The following is a 16,507-nucleotide window of genomic DNA, read 5'->3' on the forward strand; positions in this document are numbered from 1 at the left end:
AGCGCAAAGCCTGTCACGTTGAAACCATACATGACGGGCGAAATCGAGCTGGTCTCACGGGTTTTTACGATCCGCCATGCCTGCGGAACGAAACTGACCATCGAACAAACGGCAGCACATGCGCCAGCGATTGTGACCCAAATCATTCAATGCCCTCTGGATTTGATCTGCTCCTCAGACGGAACATGCAGCGACGCAGTTGGTTCGAACTTCGCTTGCGCGAATACGAGACTGACATGCTTACGATCCGATCCAGGCGACTGATCACCGAAGCCTCGCTTGCCCTAGCGCTCGGATTGAGTTCGGCTTTTGTGGCATCCAAGCTGACAGCACCGAAGCAGAGCGCCCGAGAGGCCGAATTCGCTGCGAGATCCCGGCATCGTACACAGGAAGGTGCCCAGGCGATCGAGCCGCATCAGATCCCTGCAGCGGGATGGATCGAGATTGGACGTCGCACCTATCACGAGTTCGACCGTGATCGAGTTCTGGCAGTTGCAGCCGGTGTCACCTTTTATGGCTTGCTCGCACTGTTCCCGGCGTTGACGGCGTTAGTTTCTCTGTACGGGCTGATAGCCGAACCTACGACCATCTCAGACCACCTGTCGGTGTTGAACTCCGTACTTCCAGGAGGCGCCATCGAGTTTTTGCACGATCAGGTGGTGCGGATCGGGAGCGGTGGCGAGACGAAACTCGGCCTTGCGCTGTTGCTAAGCATGACCTTGGCGATATGGAGCGCGAATGCTGGGGTGAAAGCGATTTTTGACGCTCTCAACGTCGCCTACGGCGAAGACGAAAAGCGCGGCTTCATCAAGCTCAATGCTGTGTCGCTTCTGTTTACGATCGGCATTCTGCTCTTTGTCCTGACGGCGATTGGAGCCATCGCTGTCGTACCGATCGTGCTCGACTACCTATATCTCGGCCGGGCCGCGGAATGGCTGATCGCGATTGGGCGCTGGCCTCTGATGATAGTTTTCCTGATGGTCGGGCTGTCGATACTCTACCGGTACGGACCGAGTCGCGATCAGGCCCAGTGGACCTGGGTGAGCCCCGGCGCTGTTTTCGCGTCGATCGCATGGCTGATCGGCTCACTCCTGTTCTCTTGGTACGTCGCGAACTTCGAGGACTACAACAAGACCTACGGCGCCATCGGAGCCGTGATCGGCCTTCTCATGTGGATGTGGCTCTCGGCGACGATTGTGCTGCTAGGAGCAGAACTGAACTCCGAGGCTGAAAGGCAAACAGACAAGGACACGACCCGGGGTCCACCGATGCCGATCGGGCTACGTGGGGCCGATGCGGCCGATCGGAAGGAATAATGGCTCTCCGTGTTCGCCAAATCCTCCGGTCGTTGCTTGTAAGCCCGCGCCGCCATGAAGCTTAATCGCCGTCCCCTCATCATCGGACTGCTCTCGGCCGCCTTGGGCGTCGCCGGCTCGCTCCTCGCAAGCAATCTGTTGCCTGAACGGCAGGAACTTCAGCAACCGCTTCCGCACAACTTGGCGTCGTCGGATCGGCAGCTCAAGACTTCCATGGGCGCCCTCTTCGGATCCAACTATGTACCGGGGAATCGCGTCGAGACGCTGGTAAATGGAAATCAGATCTTTCCTTCGATGCTGCGCGCTATTCGTGAAGCGCGGCATACGATCAGCTTCGAAACATACATTTACTGGCGCGGCGACATCGCCAACGAGTTCGCCGAGGCACTCTCGAGCAAAGCCCGCCAGGGCTTGAGCGTGAAGGTCCTGCTTGATTGGGTCGGGAGCGTCCCGATGGATGAGGGCCTCATCCAGCGCATGCAGGATGCGAACGTCGAGGTCGTCCGGTTCCGCCCAGTCACTTGGTACACCGTCGATCGGGTGAATAACCGCACTCATCGCAAACTGCTGATCGTCGATGGTCGCGTGGGCTTCAGCGGCGGCGTCGGGATTGCTGACGAATGGGACGGCGATGCGCGATCGCCGGACGAGTGGCGCGATAATCACTATCGAGTGGAAGGCCCAGCCGCCGCGGAACTCCAGGCCGCTTTCGCGGAACATTGGATCGAGGCAACCGGCGAGCTCCTCCTTGGCGACCGCTTTTTCCCGGAGATCCCACACGCTGGCGATCACGCTGCCCAGGTGGTCATCAGCTCGACTCATCAACGAAACGTCATGCACCTGATGCTGATGACAGCGCTAGCCTCAGCCCAGAAGAACATCCGGATCGCCACGCCTTACTTCGTCCCAGACGAACTTATCAGGCGGCAACTACTGGAGGCTCGCAGGCGTGGGGTGGACGTCCAGATCATCGTCCCAGGACTCCATACCGACGCGCGCATCGTTCGAAAGGCGTCCCGTCATCTATGGGGCGAGCTACTTCAAGCAGGCGTGAAGATCAGCGAATATCAGCCGACATTCTTCCACTGCAAGCTGGTGGTCGTCGACGACGTTTGGACCTCGGTCGGCTCGACCAATATCGATGACCGGGCACTGAGGCTCAACGATGAAGCCAACATCAATCTGTTCGATCAGCGGTTCGCAAACACACAAATCGCCTTGTTTGAGAAGGATGCCGCAACCTCCAAGCCATACACCTTTTCGCAATGGCAGAATCGTTCAGCAAGCCAAAAATTCTCCGACTGGATATCGAGCTTAGCGCGATCGCAGATTTAATTTCGCTTGATCAGCCCCTGCCATCGCTCCGCAGGGGCGTTCACGGGCACGAAAATATAAGGCGCTCCACAGAACGGTGAGCCGGCACGGTCTCGTTGGAACCACCGACGCCACTCGTCGTTGAACCCATGGGGTCTTTCATGGAGGCACCAATGCGAGACGGTGACGGAAACAAGCTTTCTCCCGAAGAGCAAGCACGCGTCAAATCGATTCAAGGTGATCCAAGCGATAGCATCGGCAAGAAGGTCTCCATAGATCCAAATGGAGAGAAGGACACCGGTGACGCCGACAAACCGGAGGCACCTCGGGACGAGAAGCCCGCTGCGGGCGTCGGCGAGTGAACCTGGTGCTGGTCGTGCAACGAAGACTTGCATCGCCCTGGGAGCGGGTTGCTCGATTTATCCCTTCTTTGCGCTCAACTGAGCCTCGGCGTCGGCGGGGGCGCGGGGACGGCCCCAAATCGCGTGGCGCGCCCGCGCGCCCGGCGGAACATCCGGTCGACCTGCCCGTATAGCTTCGGCAAACGCCTTTCTCGTCGGAGCGCACGATGAAATTATCCCATTCGAGCAAGCCTGCCGGACTCGCCGCGCTCGTCGTCGCGGCCATGACGACATGGACCTCGCCCGCACTGGCGCTGACGGCAACCGAGATCAATGCTGTAAACTTCGCGGACCGGAACAAGGTGGTCGAGCCTGGGCCTAACCCTTTCATCGTCAAGGCCCAGGTTCTGCTCAGCCGGCGGAGTGTCTCGCCCGGTGTGATCGACGGCTTCGATGGTGAGAATTTTCGCAAGGCGGTCGCACAGTTCCGTCGGCAGGAAAGGCTTCCCGACGGCGAGGACATCGACGAACAGGCTTGGCTGAACCTGGGTGGTGACACAGCCAACGATGTAATCGCCGAATACACGCTGACCGATAAGGACGCGGCCTACGATTTCGCCGACGCTATCCCGCGCGATTATGCCAAGCAGGCGAAGATGAAGCGCCTGTCCTACACCAGTCCGCAGGAAATGCTGGGGGAGCGCTTCCACATGAGCGAGACGCTGCTCACCGCGCTCAATCCGCGGCAGGCGTTTTCGGAGCCCGGGTTACGCATCGCCGTGGCGTCCGGCCGCCGATCGTCCGAAAAGGGAGCTGCTCTGCGGGTGGATGCGATCAAGAGCACAGGCATGGTAATGGTGTTGGGCGCCGACGACGTAGTGCTCGCAAGCTACCCGGCGACGATCGGTAGCGAGGACACACCCTCGCCGTCCGGCGAGTTTAAGATCGAGCGAATTGCTCGAAATCCGAACTACACCTACGATCCCGAGAAGAATTTCCAGCAGGGCAAGAATACCGAGACGCTGACTCTCCCGCCCGGTCCCAATGGTCCGGTCGGCACTGTCTGGATCGCCCTGTCCAAGCCTACCTTCGGCATCCACGGCACGCCGGAGCCCGCCAAGGTCAGCAAGACCAACTCGCATGGCTGCATCCGCCTAACCAACTGGGACGCTGAGGATCTCGCCGATCTGGTCAAGCCGGGCGTCGTGGTACGCTTCGTCGAGTAGCCACGTGCAGATGCTAACCGGCCGAGCGGTCGCAATGCTTCTCTGCGCAGCGCATCTCGGCGGCGTAGATAATGTGCAGGCCCGTGATCGCGCCCGCTCCACAAAGTTCGACAATCCCGGTATCGTGGCGCCATTGCCGCCACGGCGTCCGGTCGAATTGACCCTTGGCAGGCCGGAGCAGGCCAGCACGCCTACTGCACGGACAACGCCTGCTCCCGCCGAGCCGGAGGGGCTCATCGGGCCGCCCGCCTGCTTTGCAACCTTCTTTGAGCGCGGCGGGATCGCCTTGCCAGCGGCCTCCGAGAGCGGCAGCGGTGCCTGCACAATTGCCGAGCCCGTTACTTTTCGGGCCATCTCCATGCCAGACGGCTCCAAGACCGAGCTGGACTCTGCCATCACTGTCACCTGCGCCTTCGCGGTCGAGATCCTCGATTGGGTTCGCGAGGACCTGCCCGGAATCGTCGCACGCGAAGACGGCAAACTGACCCGGCTCGCTGGCGTCGGCGGTCATGCCTGCCGCCCACGCAACGGTGTAGCCGGCGCTCAGATCAGCGAACACGCGACGGGGAACGCGCTCGATCTCTTCGGCCTACGTCTCGCTGACGGTCGAACCGTGAGCCTCGTCGCGACGGACACGGCCACGCGCTCGCTGCGCGAAAGCCTAAAAACGAGCGCCTGCGCGCGCTTCAGGACGGTACTCGGCCCCGGTTCCGACCCATCGCACAAGGACCATCTGCATCTCGACATGCGGCAGAGACCACGCGACTACAAGATCTGCCAGTGGAACATCGAATGACGCGAACATCGAACCCTTGAGCCTTGCAGCAAGGACGATGCGCCATGTCCGCCACGATCGACGATCTCGACCGCCGCTACGGCCCAGGTCCGCTCGGTGTTCAGATCTCGTTAGACGTGCAACGTAGTGGCAAAAGGCACAAACCTTCCTGGCTCATCCACTTGCGCAGTGTCTCGCGCGATAACCGACGCGCGTTTCCGGCGAGGCGCAGGGTTTACGGGCAGTCGACCACGCCCTGCTGGTAGGATCAATCGATCCATTCCGCGCTAATCGCTTGGCTGACGAGGTTGCATGGCTTGTCGGACGACAGAAACGCGATATCGGCTGCGTCGCGGCCATCGGCGATGCGCACAAGGCCCGCGACCGGTGCGAGGCGGGTCGGATCGACCAGCCACCAGCGATTCCCAATGAAGACCTCGATGACCGCATGGAAATCCGGCGGCTGAAGATCGACCGCGTAGGCGCTGACTGCTCGCGACGGGATGGACAGCGCCCGACACAACGTGATGCCGAGATGGGTAAAGTCGCGGCAGACGCCGGCCCGGACGGTGAAGGTGTGGGCGGCATCGGTCTCGGCGGTGCTGACGCCTGGTACGTAGTCCACATGCCGGCCGATCCACTCCATGATCGCCATGACGCGCCCGGCGCCGTCGCCAGCGTCTCCGAATTCTCGCAGTGCGAAACGCTGGAATTGATCGCTCGGGCAGAAGCGGCTCGGCAGCAGATACGGCAGGACCTCCTGCGGCAGCTCGCCCCAAAGGTGCTGACGCGCATTCCTCGGAACCAGCGCTCGGTCGCCGTTGTCGACCTCGGCCCGATAGGTGATCGTCACGTCGCCCAACAGACATGTCCGAAAGCGCCGCTCACCGCCGAGGCCGGCATCGGACATCACCTCCACTTTTGGCGATAGCGTCAGCTTTTCCGAAACAACGATCTGGTCGGCCGAGTAAGCGGCTTCCACCAGACCGATTATTTGGGTGGGTTCGGGGAATCGGTATGTCAAGTCGGCTGAGACCTGAATCTTCATGGAGAGCGCCTTACTGATTGTGGCCGCTGATCAACGGGATTAGTCGGCGGGCGTTCCATCTAAGCGCGGAGCGCGTGGCCAACTTGTGCGCAATTTAGCGCTTCCTCCTTCGGAGCAAGACGTCGGCAAGCACGAGACGCTTCCTTGTTTCATCGCAGCAGCCCGTCTGCTTCGAAGTCGTCCCAACCAGTTAAGCTTGGCGGCTCGTCATCTGTCGTTTCGGTTCTCGCGTCGACTGGCTCCTTGCGGTTCCGAGCAAGAACGGCCTTCGCCGCGGCGCGTCGACGATTCTCGGCGCTCCTGATCGAATCTTCCTCTCGCCAGATCGCGGGCAGGTCACCGTCGAGGATCGTCTCGATATGTCGCGCGTTGAATACGTGGAAGGTAACGGCACGCGCGCGTCCCCGAAGCTTCACGGTGCGTGTCCCCGCGCTCTGAAGCCGCCCATCCGCTAGCCATTTGTGGCGCTCGCGCGAGGAGATCGCTAGGACATCCTCGACCTCGCTTGGAAGCAAGGGCAGTTCCGCGATGCTTTCAATTGCTTCACCGATACGGCGCGCAAGCGCTTCCAGGTCCGTGGCGTCCGGCACGGCTAGGATGACGCGCCCCGCCTCGACGGTGAGGTGCTTCCGCGTGGGCCAGGGAAGTTGACGCCGTAGCTCACGCTCAATTCCCTTCGCCCTCACCGATGATCCGAGCGTCGTGGACGACGAAAGCGGCCATTTCGCAATCGATGGGGGTGACGTCGATGTCATGCCGGAAAACCCCTATCCGGATCCTGCATTTGGGGTCCCCGAAGGAACGTCCGAATGACGACCACGTTCCGGTCATTGTTCGAGATGCTGGACAGCTTTTGCCCAGCAGCCAGACACGTTGTGGCATCACGGCAATTGAGCAAGGGGCAACAGTATGGATATCTGGGCTGAACTGAATCTTCTGCTACGACTGTTCGCCGGGATGGCTGCGGGCATCGTGGTCGGCTGGGAGCGAACGAACAAGCAGCGGGCCGCCGGCGTGAGAACTTTTGGGCTGGTTGGCCTCGGGACCGCTGCCGCCGCAACGATCTTCAGTGAGCCACATCAAGCAGACGCGGCAAGCCGCGTTGTCCAGGGCCTGCTAACCGGCATAGGATTTCTTGGTGCGGGCATGATCGTCTTGCGAAGCGGCGACTCCACCCCCCAGGGGCTTACGACCGCAGCCGCGATTTGGGTCACTGCAGCACTGGGATGCGCTGCAGGGCAGGGCGATCACGCCATTGTCCTGACAGCAACATTGCTGGCGCTTTTGCTGCTGTTGATCAACCATTCGGTGGAGCGTTTCGCAGGTCGCGACGGATAGGCAGTCAGCGCGCCGGTCAGGTGAATGGTTGATAGGTGCCCGACGCAACGATCGAAGCGTTGGAGTTATCCGCAGATGTGCGTGTCCCTCTCTCAAACTTCGACGACGCAGAGGGGATCGAACCACCGATTCTCTCGATCCCCGTGGACATTCGGATACCCGGCCTGATTGGCTAGCACGCGTGTGCAGCCGACCTTGTAGTCGTGGGAACCGTGATCATGACCGTGGATCCAGAGTTCGGGTTGGTACTCCTCGATCAAGGCACTGAGGTCCGAGGCAAATGCCGGCGACAGTGCACTGCCCTGATGCCTCGGCTGAACGGATTGCGGATGCGGCGCATGGTGGGTGACCACCACGGTTGGCCCGTCATGCGATTTGCTCAGTTCGTCCCGGAGGAATGCGAGGTCGAGCCGGTGCTCGGCGGCCGCATGCCAGGGCATGAAGCGGCTGTAATGGCCGCTCTCCTCACGATACCGGATGAGGCGGTGATCGTTCAATTCTTGCCCGGCGAAGACCATTGAGGGTTTGGGCGTTCCGAGCAGGCGATAGTCCGTCCAAAGCGTGCACCCGATGAAGCGAACATTGCCGATGATCGCAGACCGGCGGTGTAGCAGATGGATGCCCGCTGCTTCGGCCTGCTCGGCCCCCGCGACGAGGTTGCCCTTCATCTCGCTGTTGTAGAACTCGTGATTGCCAGCGACGTAGACAATCTCCCGATCCCTAAGCGGCCCTGCCACCCGCTGGTCGGCCATCCAATCGATCGCGGCGACGATCGGTTTGTGCATATCACCTGCAAAGACCGCGACATTGAACTCCGGCATTGGCTCAGAGAACCGAAATGGGCCGAATTCAAGATGGACGTCGGAGATCACAAGCAGGCGCATTGATGGCCCTCTGCATTCAAGTTGGATGGCGATTGGCGACGATGAGCGTCGCGTCAGGGAGGCGACGCCGCGGACCTGTTGGCGCGCGCCACGATCCAGGCCCGTTTCGGGTGCCCGGGTTGAAGTCCTGCCTGCACGGCTTGCGAGAGGCCGGCCCAGGTGATCTCCGATCCCTCCGCAATTCGGATCAGGAGTGCCTCATCCGTTGCGTCGAAGAACGCACCGAGCAGAAGCTTCAATACGGGATCATCACCCTGCATGACTTCAGCCGGGGCGCGCAGTACGCGAACCAGTTCGTCTCGCTTGTACCCTAGTCGGGTGCCTGCATTGATGGAGCCCAGCGCAGCGTCGAGTGCCTGCTCCGGAGAGTACGAGAGCTGCCGACGCTCTTGCGGTCTCAGGCCCCCTACCCTCTCTAATAGCTCAGCGATCGCTCTTGGCAGCGCTGGATCGCCCCCCTTGGCGAGCCCTGACTCGAACGCATCGATGTGCATGGCAAACAGGCCGACCGCCTGAGGGCCATGCACGTCCGCCTCAAGGCTGTCACCAACGAACAGAACCTGATCCGGCGCGAGGCCGAGTTGCCTGCAGACCAACCGATAGATCTCGGCCTGCGGCTTCATCAGGCCGACCTCGAAGGACAGGACGAGCGCATCGGACGCCTTCGGCAAGCAGCCGACCAGAGCATCCCCATACTGCGTGGCGAGGTTTGAACAGACTGCGACCTTCAATCCGAGACGCTCCAGCTTTTCCCAAACAGCGTCGATCCCGGCCCGCAATTGCGTTGATCGGCATTCCGCATTGAGGTCTGCCTCGAGCTGGGCCAGCCTTGTCGCGTCGAGGTCGATAGCCAGTTGGCGAGCGAGATCTTCGAGGCGGATTGGAGTGGTCAGTACTTTGGCCACCGTCTCCGATGAAGGTGCATCGCCCAACAGTGCTTTGAATGGTCGGCGCTTGTCGCCAATCTCAACGAGCGTCCCGAAACCATCGAAGCACACTGCCTGGATCTGCGGAGCATCACCTTCCGAAATGATTCGATAGCCTGCTTCCGGCTGGAAATTGCGGTCGACTTCGTTCGGCGGCTCCACGCCAAACCGTTTGCGCTCTGCGTAGCGGCGGACGGCGATCTGATCCTCGAGCGTTCCACGGAGAAGATCGAGTGGCGCCCTCCCACCGAATGGACGTTGATTGAGCGCGTGCCTCAGCCAATCCCGCTCCTGATCGGGCGACCGGAAGATTTGCTTAAGCTCGACAAACAGCCGCAGCATGGCCGAGATCCGCAAGATTACCGCTGCATCGAGCATAAGCAGACCGTGGGCGCGCGCGATGCTCGACCACTCCTCTAGTTGTTGAGCATGGCACCCAAGGATTGCTCGCCGGTCGGAGACGTTCAAATCCCAACGCTCTGCGATGTTCATGAACGTGCGAAGCGCAGGCGCGCTCAAATGAGTTCGGTCATCGGCAGTCGGCTCGGACATTGGGAGCCCCATTCTACTGAGCGACACAGGTGTCATGGACGGCCTTCTGCAGCGCAGCCTCCCTTTCGCGAGCGAGGACCTAGGTCGATCGGCCACGCTTGCCCGGGCCAGCTTCACGCCCTCCTTCTCCGTGAGCGCTTTGGAAGCCGCACCCTCCTTCCTCGACCCGCAGTTGGAGGCTATGTATGATTTGGCGTCCGACAGAATCCGACATCGATATTAGGCCAGATCCCGCTCGGCACCGGATCGGCCTGAGTGATCGCGGAATCCTAAATCGGCGCTTGATTGGGGAACTATGTGAAGAGACCGGACAAAACGGACGTTAAGCTCGAGTCTCCATCGAAAGGCCCGCCCGGCTCCGCCAAGCCGTTCAGCGACGTCGAATATTATACAAGTTCCGTAAAATTATTCCACACAAAAGATTGTGGCACCACCTTTCTCACCAGCGCCGCGTACGTTCCCATGCCAGGGAACGCTCCAATTCCTGGCTTCGTCTGCAAGGCAGCGCGGGTGCTATTGGGCCAGACTCAAGAGTGGCTTTCCGACGCATCAAACGTATCAAGAAAAACCATTTTCGACTTCGAAGCGGGAGATATCGAACCAAAAATCGGTCTAAACAATCGCCTTCGGACCGCACTGGAAGAAGGTGGGGCTCATTTCGTTTGTGGCGAATCTGTCATCGGCGTCTTTGTGTATACCAAACCGGCGGCGCGCGTGATGAGCAACTCGCGTTAACCATACCGCCACGAGCTTGATGTCAATTTTAGTATTTTTGTATAATCTATAAGCGCTCAGTACCCGAGGTTCACCGCAAGCCTCCTACTGGGCGACCGCGACTGCCTGCCCGCTGCCTGGCTTGTTCCAACGCGAGGGTCTTCAGATGATCGTTAGTATGCGGCCGCATCTCTCCACGACCAGCAAGTCCACTATGCGCTCAGCCCCGAACGCCGCGCCCCACCATCGGCGCTCCCTTTTCGCAGGCCAATGGCCTGACGGATCTCCTCTGGAAGATCCTATGCTCCTGGACGCAGAATTCGACGAATTTGGATGCGAAGTCGCGATGGTTCTCAGAATAGCCAGTCAACTCTGAGTTCATCGCGTTCCTTTGCCAGGCCCCAAAGCCGCCTCGGCAATGGAGCGCGATTTTTCACGGTGGATCTTGATCGGCGTACCTCCTGAGCTGCCGCGCGGCACCGCTCAGAGGTCGCCGATTGATTCGCCCTGGCAAGCGATTTGATTCGGGTGAATCAAAATGGCCACTACAATAACAAATCGAAGATTCGGCCGCGACGGTCTGTGGATTGAATCGCGGTCCCATTTGACGACGGCTAAAATCCCTGAATCGGGGCCGCCAAATTGACCGAGATCTTTCTGGTGGTTGCTTCCGAAGGGTGCGGCAGGGAGTCGCAGATGCGCCAACGAAACCAAAAATCAATAATTCGCTTCTGCTAAAAAGTATTCCCTCTAAAATCAATTCTACGCGTGAACGAAGGAGCGACGACGCTCCAAAAAAGCCGATTAAAAAATTCCGTTTCTCGACAGCAACCGCGCGCGCGTGGCGCATGAGCGCGCGCCCGAGGGCAAGAAATTCGCGATAAAATAAGAGGGCTAGTCCGTCACATTTCTCAAATTTATCGCCAATTTCGAAATTCGGTCAGCAATTCCCGAAAATTATTTTTCGATTTTTCTGCCCTTGCCAACGGAATCGGACGACCTGCAGATTCTTGCACGCCGAGCACACGAGCCCGGTGCCGAGCTACCCCCACCCTTTAGATCGGAACCGAGGAGCTGCAAGGACCCCAGGAAAACCAGTGGCCAGAGCATTACTCCGGAAAGAAAGGCTGCATCTACAAGCGAGCATACGCCTCGCGATAAGCACGCGAGGAGGCATTGTCGTGGCCGCAGTAACGTATGGAGGTAAATTTTTATGAGGAACGTCGCAGGGATCATGCTTAGACTGGCTAACATCAAGGTTGAGTTCGGTGATGTTGCGTTCGAGCAGGCCTCGCACGCGGCCTCGGTCGCGGTCGCGCGCTACGTGCTCGATCTTGCCGTGCAGCGAGCGGAGCACGCTGCCAAGCCACCCTGCCCGGTCGTCCCGCTCGTCCTCATCTCGCGAAACGATGAGGAGTAAACGGAAAGGGGCACCACGCCGCCAAGCGTGATGCCCCTGGACTTATCCATTCGATCGGCGTCCGCACGTGGCCTGGAAACCACGGACATCCGATCGGCGTCTTGAAACGGCCTACGCCGTGACTCGACCACAAGTATTTCTCTACACGCGATTCTACTCGCGGGCAAGAGAAATGGCTTGGTCGAGATCGATGGCTCACGCCTCAATCGAAGATCTTTGACCAATGAACCTGATCGAAGTTCCCGAAGACTACCCGGTGCATAGGCACCCCGCGCCCTCCTGTTCTGGTCGGGCCATTTCCCTCACGAACAGAAGCGGAGTTCCCAAAACCTCGACGCGAGGATCTCACGTCTGCTCGATCGGAGAGCCGCGCGTGATGTTCTTTGAAAGTACTCTCGAAAGACGCGCCCAACTTCGCGCGTTTGCGCATCCCGGCGCCGTCCGCGCGGAAGAGCAGCAGCGACTAGAATACATCGATGCAGCAGGACGCCGTACCCATCACTGGTTTGACCTATTACTGACAACCAGCAGAGAGGTAATAGCGATTGCGGTCAAACCGTACGACATCGCAGAGCGCAGCGATTTTCGCACGTTGCTTCAGCTAATCGCCATTCAGACTCCAAAGCATTTTGCGGATCGGGTTGTACTGGTTACCGAGCGCAACCTTCCGCGAGATGTCGTTTACAACGCTGAACTCATCCACTCCGTCCGGCTAGACCCGGAGCCTGACGTTGATGAAGTCGTACGCGCCAAGATCTCAACAATACCGGAACCTCTGCGGATCAATGACCTGACCACGCGATGCGGGATCGGGGGTTCTGCATTCCGGTCCGTCGTCCGTTTGATCGCCGCGGGTGAGATAAACCTCGCTCATCGGGGCTCCCGCATAGCACCAAGCTCGCTGATTAGTTTTCCTGCCGTTGGAGACATTTGCTCGTGAATAATCTCAACGCCGACCGCACCCTACGGTTTCCGAAGCTTCTCCTCTCCCCCCAAGATCAGGTTTCGATAGGCGGAATCGATTATTTCAAGGCGCACGCAACCGACGACGGATATATTCTTCGCCGTGTCGATAGTCCCGATGCCGCCAAAGATTTTTCGCATGCCGCCATTTGGCACGCGTCAAAGTCTCCTGACTGGGAGTATCGGCCCGGCCAGTTCGATCCCGGCAGTGTTCGCATTAAGCAAATCAGCTCTTTCGATTCCCTCCATACCCTTGCCGAAGCCGAAGCGACCGAGGTGTATGTGCGGTGGCAGTACGTCACACGAGTCCTACAACGTGTTGCGGAAGGTAAAGCAAATTTCAGCGTAACAAAATTGGACGCAGCACTATCACAAATTGAATTCGACCTATTTCAAGACGATCGACTCAAGATGATTATTGAACGAAATGCCCGCCGGAAGAATTCGAAATCTGGTGGAAAGAACTCTAGCCAAGGCAAGGCAAAAAAGCTGCGTGCGGGCACGGAGCGTTCCGTTTTCGAGCGACCGTCCGCTCGGACTTTGCTCCGGTGGTTAAAGATGCTGAAGGAGGGGGGAGGTGTCCCCTGGGCATTACGGTCCAATGCACGCAAGTCAGGAGGCGGCAGAAGATTGTGCCCGAAGCAACGCGAATTTGTTGCTCAGTACGGCGCGAAGTATGCAACTGCTGACCGCCCCTCCTTTTCACAGCTCCACGAAGAAATGAGCAATGCCGTCCAAGACCTCAACGAGACGGTTCCGACCGATCAACAAATCTCTTGCCCATCCATCGACAGCTTGAAGCGGTTTGTAGCCGGGCTCAGCAAATTCTTTGTTTGCGTCGGACGGTACGGAACTGAGGAGGCAAAAAGGCGCTTCATTTGGACCGGGCAAGGTCCCGATATCGTTCGGCCGGGTCAGCGGGTCGAGATTGATCATCACGAGATTGATCTCATGACGATCCTGAAGCGCCAGGAGCTTTGGCAAGCACTGAACGCTGAGCAGCAAGTTAGGGTGGCGCGTATGCAACTTTGCGCTGCACTGGACGTTGCAACAGGTTGCGTGCTTGGAGCATGCCTCTCAGAAACACCCTCGGCAGCAGACACCCTTCGAGTCCTTCGCATGTCCGTCTCGGACAAAGCCCTGCTTGCTGCCAATGCAGGGGCGGTAAGCGGCTGGGATCAACGTGTTCAACCGGACACGGTTGCAACAGATGGCGGACCAGCGAATACAGAAAGGAATGTGGTCTTTGCAATCCATGGGCTGAAGTCCGGCCACGAGATTTCGCCCGGTGGATTGCCTTGGTTGCACGGAACCCTGGAGCGCTTTTTTGGGACGTTTGAAACGAAGTTAGTATCGCAGTTCAGCGGGCGAACGTTTGGAAGCGTGGCAAAGCTCTTCAATTACAAGTCTGAAGACCTTGCGCATCTCACGACGGACGAACTCGCGGAACTGATCGTTTTTTGGATCGTCGACGTTTATCACAACACTGAGTCGGACGGCCTCGGGGGAGAAACGCCGGCGCGGGCCTGGAAGAGGCTAACCGAGACTGTTGGCATGCGGCCGGTTCCGGACCGCCGGACATTGCGAGCGGTGTTCGGCATTAAGACAGAACGTAAACTCTCCGGCGAAGGCCTGACGGTGGCAGGCCTCCACTACTCATCCGAGGCCATGGGACGGCTCTGGTTGAAGGAGAAGGACTGCGACGTTGAGGTTCGTTTCGACCCTAACGATATTGGTACGATCTGCTTCCGGGTGGGGAATTCATGGCCGGAGGCTCGGTGCACGGAGCCCGGTTTCGATGGTGTCCCATTGGCCGAGTGGTCGCAGACGGTCCACGACCTGAGACAGACGTTTGTCGCCGACAACAAAATCACGGCGCCGGTCGTACGCCGCGCAATGCGAGCCATCCGGGAGGCGTCAAACGCCACTCGAGTTCGCGAGAACATCGCGACCCCTGAGTATAGCGCAGAGGATCTCGCACGCCTCGAGGATGAGGTTTTCCGCGGGTTCGTAATGCCGAAGAGCCCCAGTGAAATTGCGGCGGGTAGCGACGACTTCCTCGGTGGTGGGTACGCGACGGGAGGCACTGAACTAACGCAGACGCAGCTCCGTGTCGATGACGAGCCAGATCACCGGCCGAACTCTGACAGCGCCGACGATTTCAGCTTTGAGGGATGATTTCGATGGCAGCAAAAATCAAAACAACGCCCTCAATCGACATCGACGATGCAATTCGATCGATCCGAATGCTGCAACCGGATGAAACCCGCCGCCGGTCGGAGTTGATGGTTGAGGTTAAGAGCGTTCTCGCAGTTCTACCTAGAGAACGGGTGCTTAGCGAGGCGTTCGACCAAGTCCTGGAGGATTTAGGCGAACGTCGTAACACGGCTGGCGCCAGCGCTTCCCCGACTATCCGCGAGGGGAACGCAGTAGTCGTTCTCGGCGAGAGCGGGGCTGGAAAATCCACCTCAATACGCCGGCTCATTGCGAGCCATCCCCTGACAATCGGCGAACTAAATGCGCCAGGCAGCAAGCTGTTCTCAATTTCCGCGCCCTCGCCCTGCAATTTGGCTGAACTCGGCCGCGAGATTTTAATTGCGTTGGGTTACCCCTTGGCTCGGGGGAAGCTCAGCGCACCCGACGTGTGGCGAATGGTAAGGGAGCGGATCCGATCTCTCGGCATTTTACTCTTACACCTCGATGAAATGCAGCACGTGATCCAGACGGTAACAAAACTTGAACTTCAGAAAGTACGAAACAACATTAAAGGGATGCTTGTTGATCCGGTTCATCCGATCGCGCTGATCGTGTCTGGGATGCCCAACGTTGTTGATTTGATGAAACCCGATCGTCAAGTCGCTCGTCGATGCAGTTGGATAGAGTTTGAGGCTCTGACACTAGCGTCTCATAGAAAGATGTTGGCTGCCTTCATCCGGCAGCTGTGCGAGCGCGCCGATCTTGCAATCTCTGATAATGAGATTATCCGCATAGTTCCACGCATGCTGCATGCTGGTTGCTACCAACTAGGCGTTACCGCAGAAGAAATACACGAAGCGATCCGAACCTCATTAAAGGCGGGAGAAAAAGACCTTCGCCTCAATCACTTTGCAACTGCTTATGCAAAGCGAACACGGAACCCCGGGTCTCAAAATCCCTACATCTCCGACCACTGGCGGGACATTGATCCTACGCAAGTGCTTGGAAGCGTCGAAATGCCGAGACCGGCGCCCAAGGCCAACTCGTCACGGAAGGGTCGGAACAAGTGATGCCTCGTCTTTGGCCTAACACACGCCCCTTGCCTTATGAGACCCCGCTTTCCAATGCTGGCCGGAATGCGGCGCTCAATCACCAGACGAACGGCGTCAGCGCCTTTTGCACCGACCTTGGCTTAAGTTTCAGCGGCCTGCATGACGGGGAGGACCAAGCGATAGCCAAACTGGCTGCTCTACTGGGGGTTGAGCACGCCGCATTTGACCTTGGCACTATCGGCCGACAGGGGCACTCATTCTACCTTAGGGGACAGCGTTTGCTGCAGTCCTCCCTGCGGCGCCGGCGACTGCACGTCTGCCCGGCCTGCATTTCACGAGACATAACTGTCTCCGATCTTCCGCCTCTAGCTTCGGCCTACTGCCGAAGCCACTGGCTTCTGGACGCAATTCGGGTCTGTCCCGAACATCGGCTGGAACTGGT

General features: G+C 58.9%; 16 protein-coding genes and 1 pseudogene. 12 read left to right on the forward strand and 5 right to left on the reverse strand.

What is annotated here, in order from left to right; all coding sequences use genetic code 11:
• On the reverse strand, positions 1 to 146 hold a 146-nt coding region (locus tag VGO04_RS09245), incomplete at its 3' end, for a SemiSWEET family sugar transporter (protein ID WP_327495669.1).
• Between the two features lie 90 nt (positions 147 to 236).
• On the opposite strand from VGO04_RS09245, the gene VGO04_RS09250 reads away from it, so the two are divergent.
• The 5 genes from VGO04_RS09250 (at position 237) to VGO04_RS09270 (ending at position 4,993) form a co-directional block, all read left to right on the forward strand.
• Positions 237 to 1,316 carry a YihY/virulence factor BrkB family protein gene (locus tag VGO04_RS09250; RefSeq protein WP_327495646.1) on the forward strand — a complete coding sequence of 360 codons (1,080 nt, stop codon included), beginning with the start codon at positions 237 to 239 and terminating at the stop codon, positions 1,314 to 1,316.
• Between the two features lie 54 nt (positions 1,317 to 1,370).
• Positions 1,371 to 2,651: a phospholipase D-like domain-containing protein gene (locus VGO04_RS09255; RefSeq protein ID WP_327495647.1), complete on the forward strand. Its 1,281-nt coding sequence runs from the start codon at positions 1,371 to 1,373 to the stop codon at positions 2,649 to 2,651.
• Between the two features lie 152 nt (positions 2,652 to 2,803).
• Positions 2,804 to 2,992, forward strand: coding sequence for a hypothetical protein (locus tag VGO04_RS09260; RefSeq protein ID WP_327495648.1), 189 nt, complete (start codon positions 2,804 to 2,806; stop codon positions 2,990 to 2,992).
• Between the two features lie 206 nt (positions 2,993 to 3,198).
• A complete protein-coding gene (locus VGO04_RS09265) occupies positions 3,199 to 4,197 on the forward strand; it encodes a L,D-transpeptidase (RefSeq protein ID WP_327495649.1) in 999 nt (332 codons plus the stop codon).
• 34 nt (positions 4,198 to 4,231) lie between these two features.
• A complete protein-coding gene (locus tag VGO04_RS09270) occupies positions 4,232 to 4,993 on the forward strand; it encodes an extensin family protein (RefSeq protein ID WP_327495650.1) in 762 nt (253 codons plus the stop codon).
• A gap of 247 nt (positions 4,994 to 5,240) precedes the next feature.
• On the opposite strand, the gene VGO04_RS09275 is transcribed toward VGO04_RS09270, so the two are convergent.
• Positions 5,241 to 6,020 carry a transglutaminase family protein gene (locus VGO04_RS09275; protein WP_327495651.1) on the reverse strand — a complete coding sequence of 260 codons (780 nt, stop codon included), beginning with the start codon at positions 6,018 to 6,020 and terminating at the stop codon, positions 5,241 to 5,243.
• 149 nt (positions 6,021 to 6,169) lie between these two features.
• Complete coding sequence (locus VGO04_RS09280) at positions 6,170 to 6,775, reverse strand: hypothetical protein (RefSeq protein WP_327495652.1); 606 nt, start codon at positions 6,773 to 6,775, stop codon at positions 6,170 to 6,172.
• 154 nt (positions 6,776 to 6,929) lie between these two features.
• Here VGO04_RS09280 and VGO04_RS09285 point away from each other — a divergent pair, with 154 nt between their 5' ends.
• Positions 6,930 to 7,358, forward strand: coding sequence for an MgtC/SapB family protein (locus VGO04_RS09285; protein ID WP_327495653.1), 429 nt, complete (start codon positions 6,930 to 6,932; stop codon positions 7,356 to 7,358).
• A 92-nt stretch (positions 7,359 to 7,450) separates the two neighbouring features.
• On the opposite strand, the gene VGO04_RS09290 is transcribed toward VGO04_RS09285, so the two are convergent.
• Both VGO04_RS09290 and VGO04_RS09295 read right to left on the reverse strand, forming a co-directional pair.
• On the reverse strand, positions 7,451 to 8,242 hold the full coding sequence (locus tag VGO04_RS09290; protein WP_327495654.1) for a metallophosphoesterase: 792 nt from the start codon (positions 8,240 to 8,242) through the stop codon (positions 7,451 to 7,453).
• 53 nt (positions 8,243 to 8,295) lie between these two features.
• Complete coding sequence (locus VGO04_RS09295) at positions 8,296 to 9,720, reverse strand: HAD-IA family hydrolase (RefSeq protein WP_327495655.1); 1,425 nt, start codon at positions 9,718 to 9,720, stop codon at positions 8,296 to 8,298.
• Positions 9,721 to 10,017: 297 nt separating this feature from the next.
• Between VGO04_RS09295 and VGO04_RS09300 the strand changes: the two genes are divergently transcribed.
• The 6 genes and pseudogenes from VGO04_RS09300 to VGO04_RS32940 all read left to right on the forward strand — a co-directional run.
• Positions 10,018 to 10,455 (forward strand): hypothetical protein, encoded by a 438-nt coding sequence (locus tag VGO04_RS09300; RefSeq protein WP_327495656.1) that lies wholly within the window; start codon positions 10,018 to 10,020, stop codon positions 10,453 to 10,455.
• Between the two features lie 1,213 nt (positions 10,456 to 11,668).
• On the forward strand, positions 11,669 to 11,854 hold the full coding sequence (locus VGO04_RS09305) for a hypothetical protein (RefSeq protein ID WP_327495657.1): 186 nt from the start codon (positions 11,669 to 11,671) through the stop codon (positions 11,852 to 11,854).
• Between the two features lie 373 nt (positions 11,855 to 12,227).
• The gene (locus tag VGO04_RS09310; protein WP_327495658.1) at positions 12,228 to 12,794 is read left to right on the forward strand and encodes a hypothetical protein; all 567 of its coding nucleotides are present in this window, start codon (positions 12,228 to 12,230) and stop codon (positions 12,792 to 12,794) included.
• Positions 12,791 to 14,995, forward strand: coding sequence for a Mu transposase C-terminal domain-containing protein (locus tag VGO04_RS09315; protein WP_327495659.1), 2,205 nt, complete (start codon positions 12,791 to 12,793; stop codon positions 14,993 to 14,995). The genes VGO04_RS09310 and VGO04_RS09315 overlap by 4 nt, the downstream gene beginning before the upstream one ends.
• Positions 14,996 to 15,000: 5 nt before the next feature.
• The gene (locus VGO04_RS09320; protein WP_327495660.1) at positions 15,001 to 16,083 is read left to right on the forward strand and encodes an ATP-binding protein; all 1,083 of its coding nucleotides are present in this window, start codon (positions 15,001 to 15,003) and stop codon (positions 16,081 to 16,083) included.
• Positions 16,083 to 16,493 (forward strand): annotated as a pseudogene (locus VGO04_RS32940) (TniQ family protein); the annotation flags it as partial. The gene VGO04_RS09320 and the pseudogene VGO04_RS32940, both read left to right, overlap by 1 nt.
• Positions 16,494 to 16,507: the final 14 nt, after the last annotated feature.

Origin of the sequence: Ensifer sp., from assembly GCF_035999185.1 — a bacterium.
GTDB lineage: Bacteria > Pseudomonadota > Alphaproteobacteria > Rhizobiales > Rhizobiaceae > Ensifer.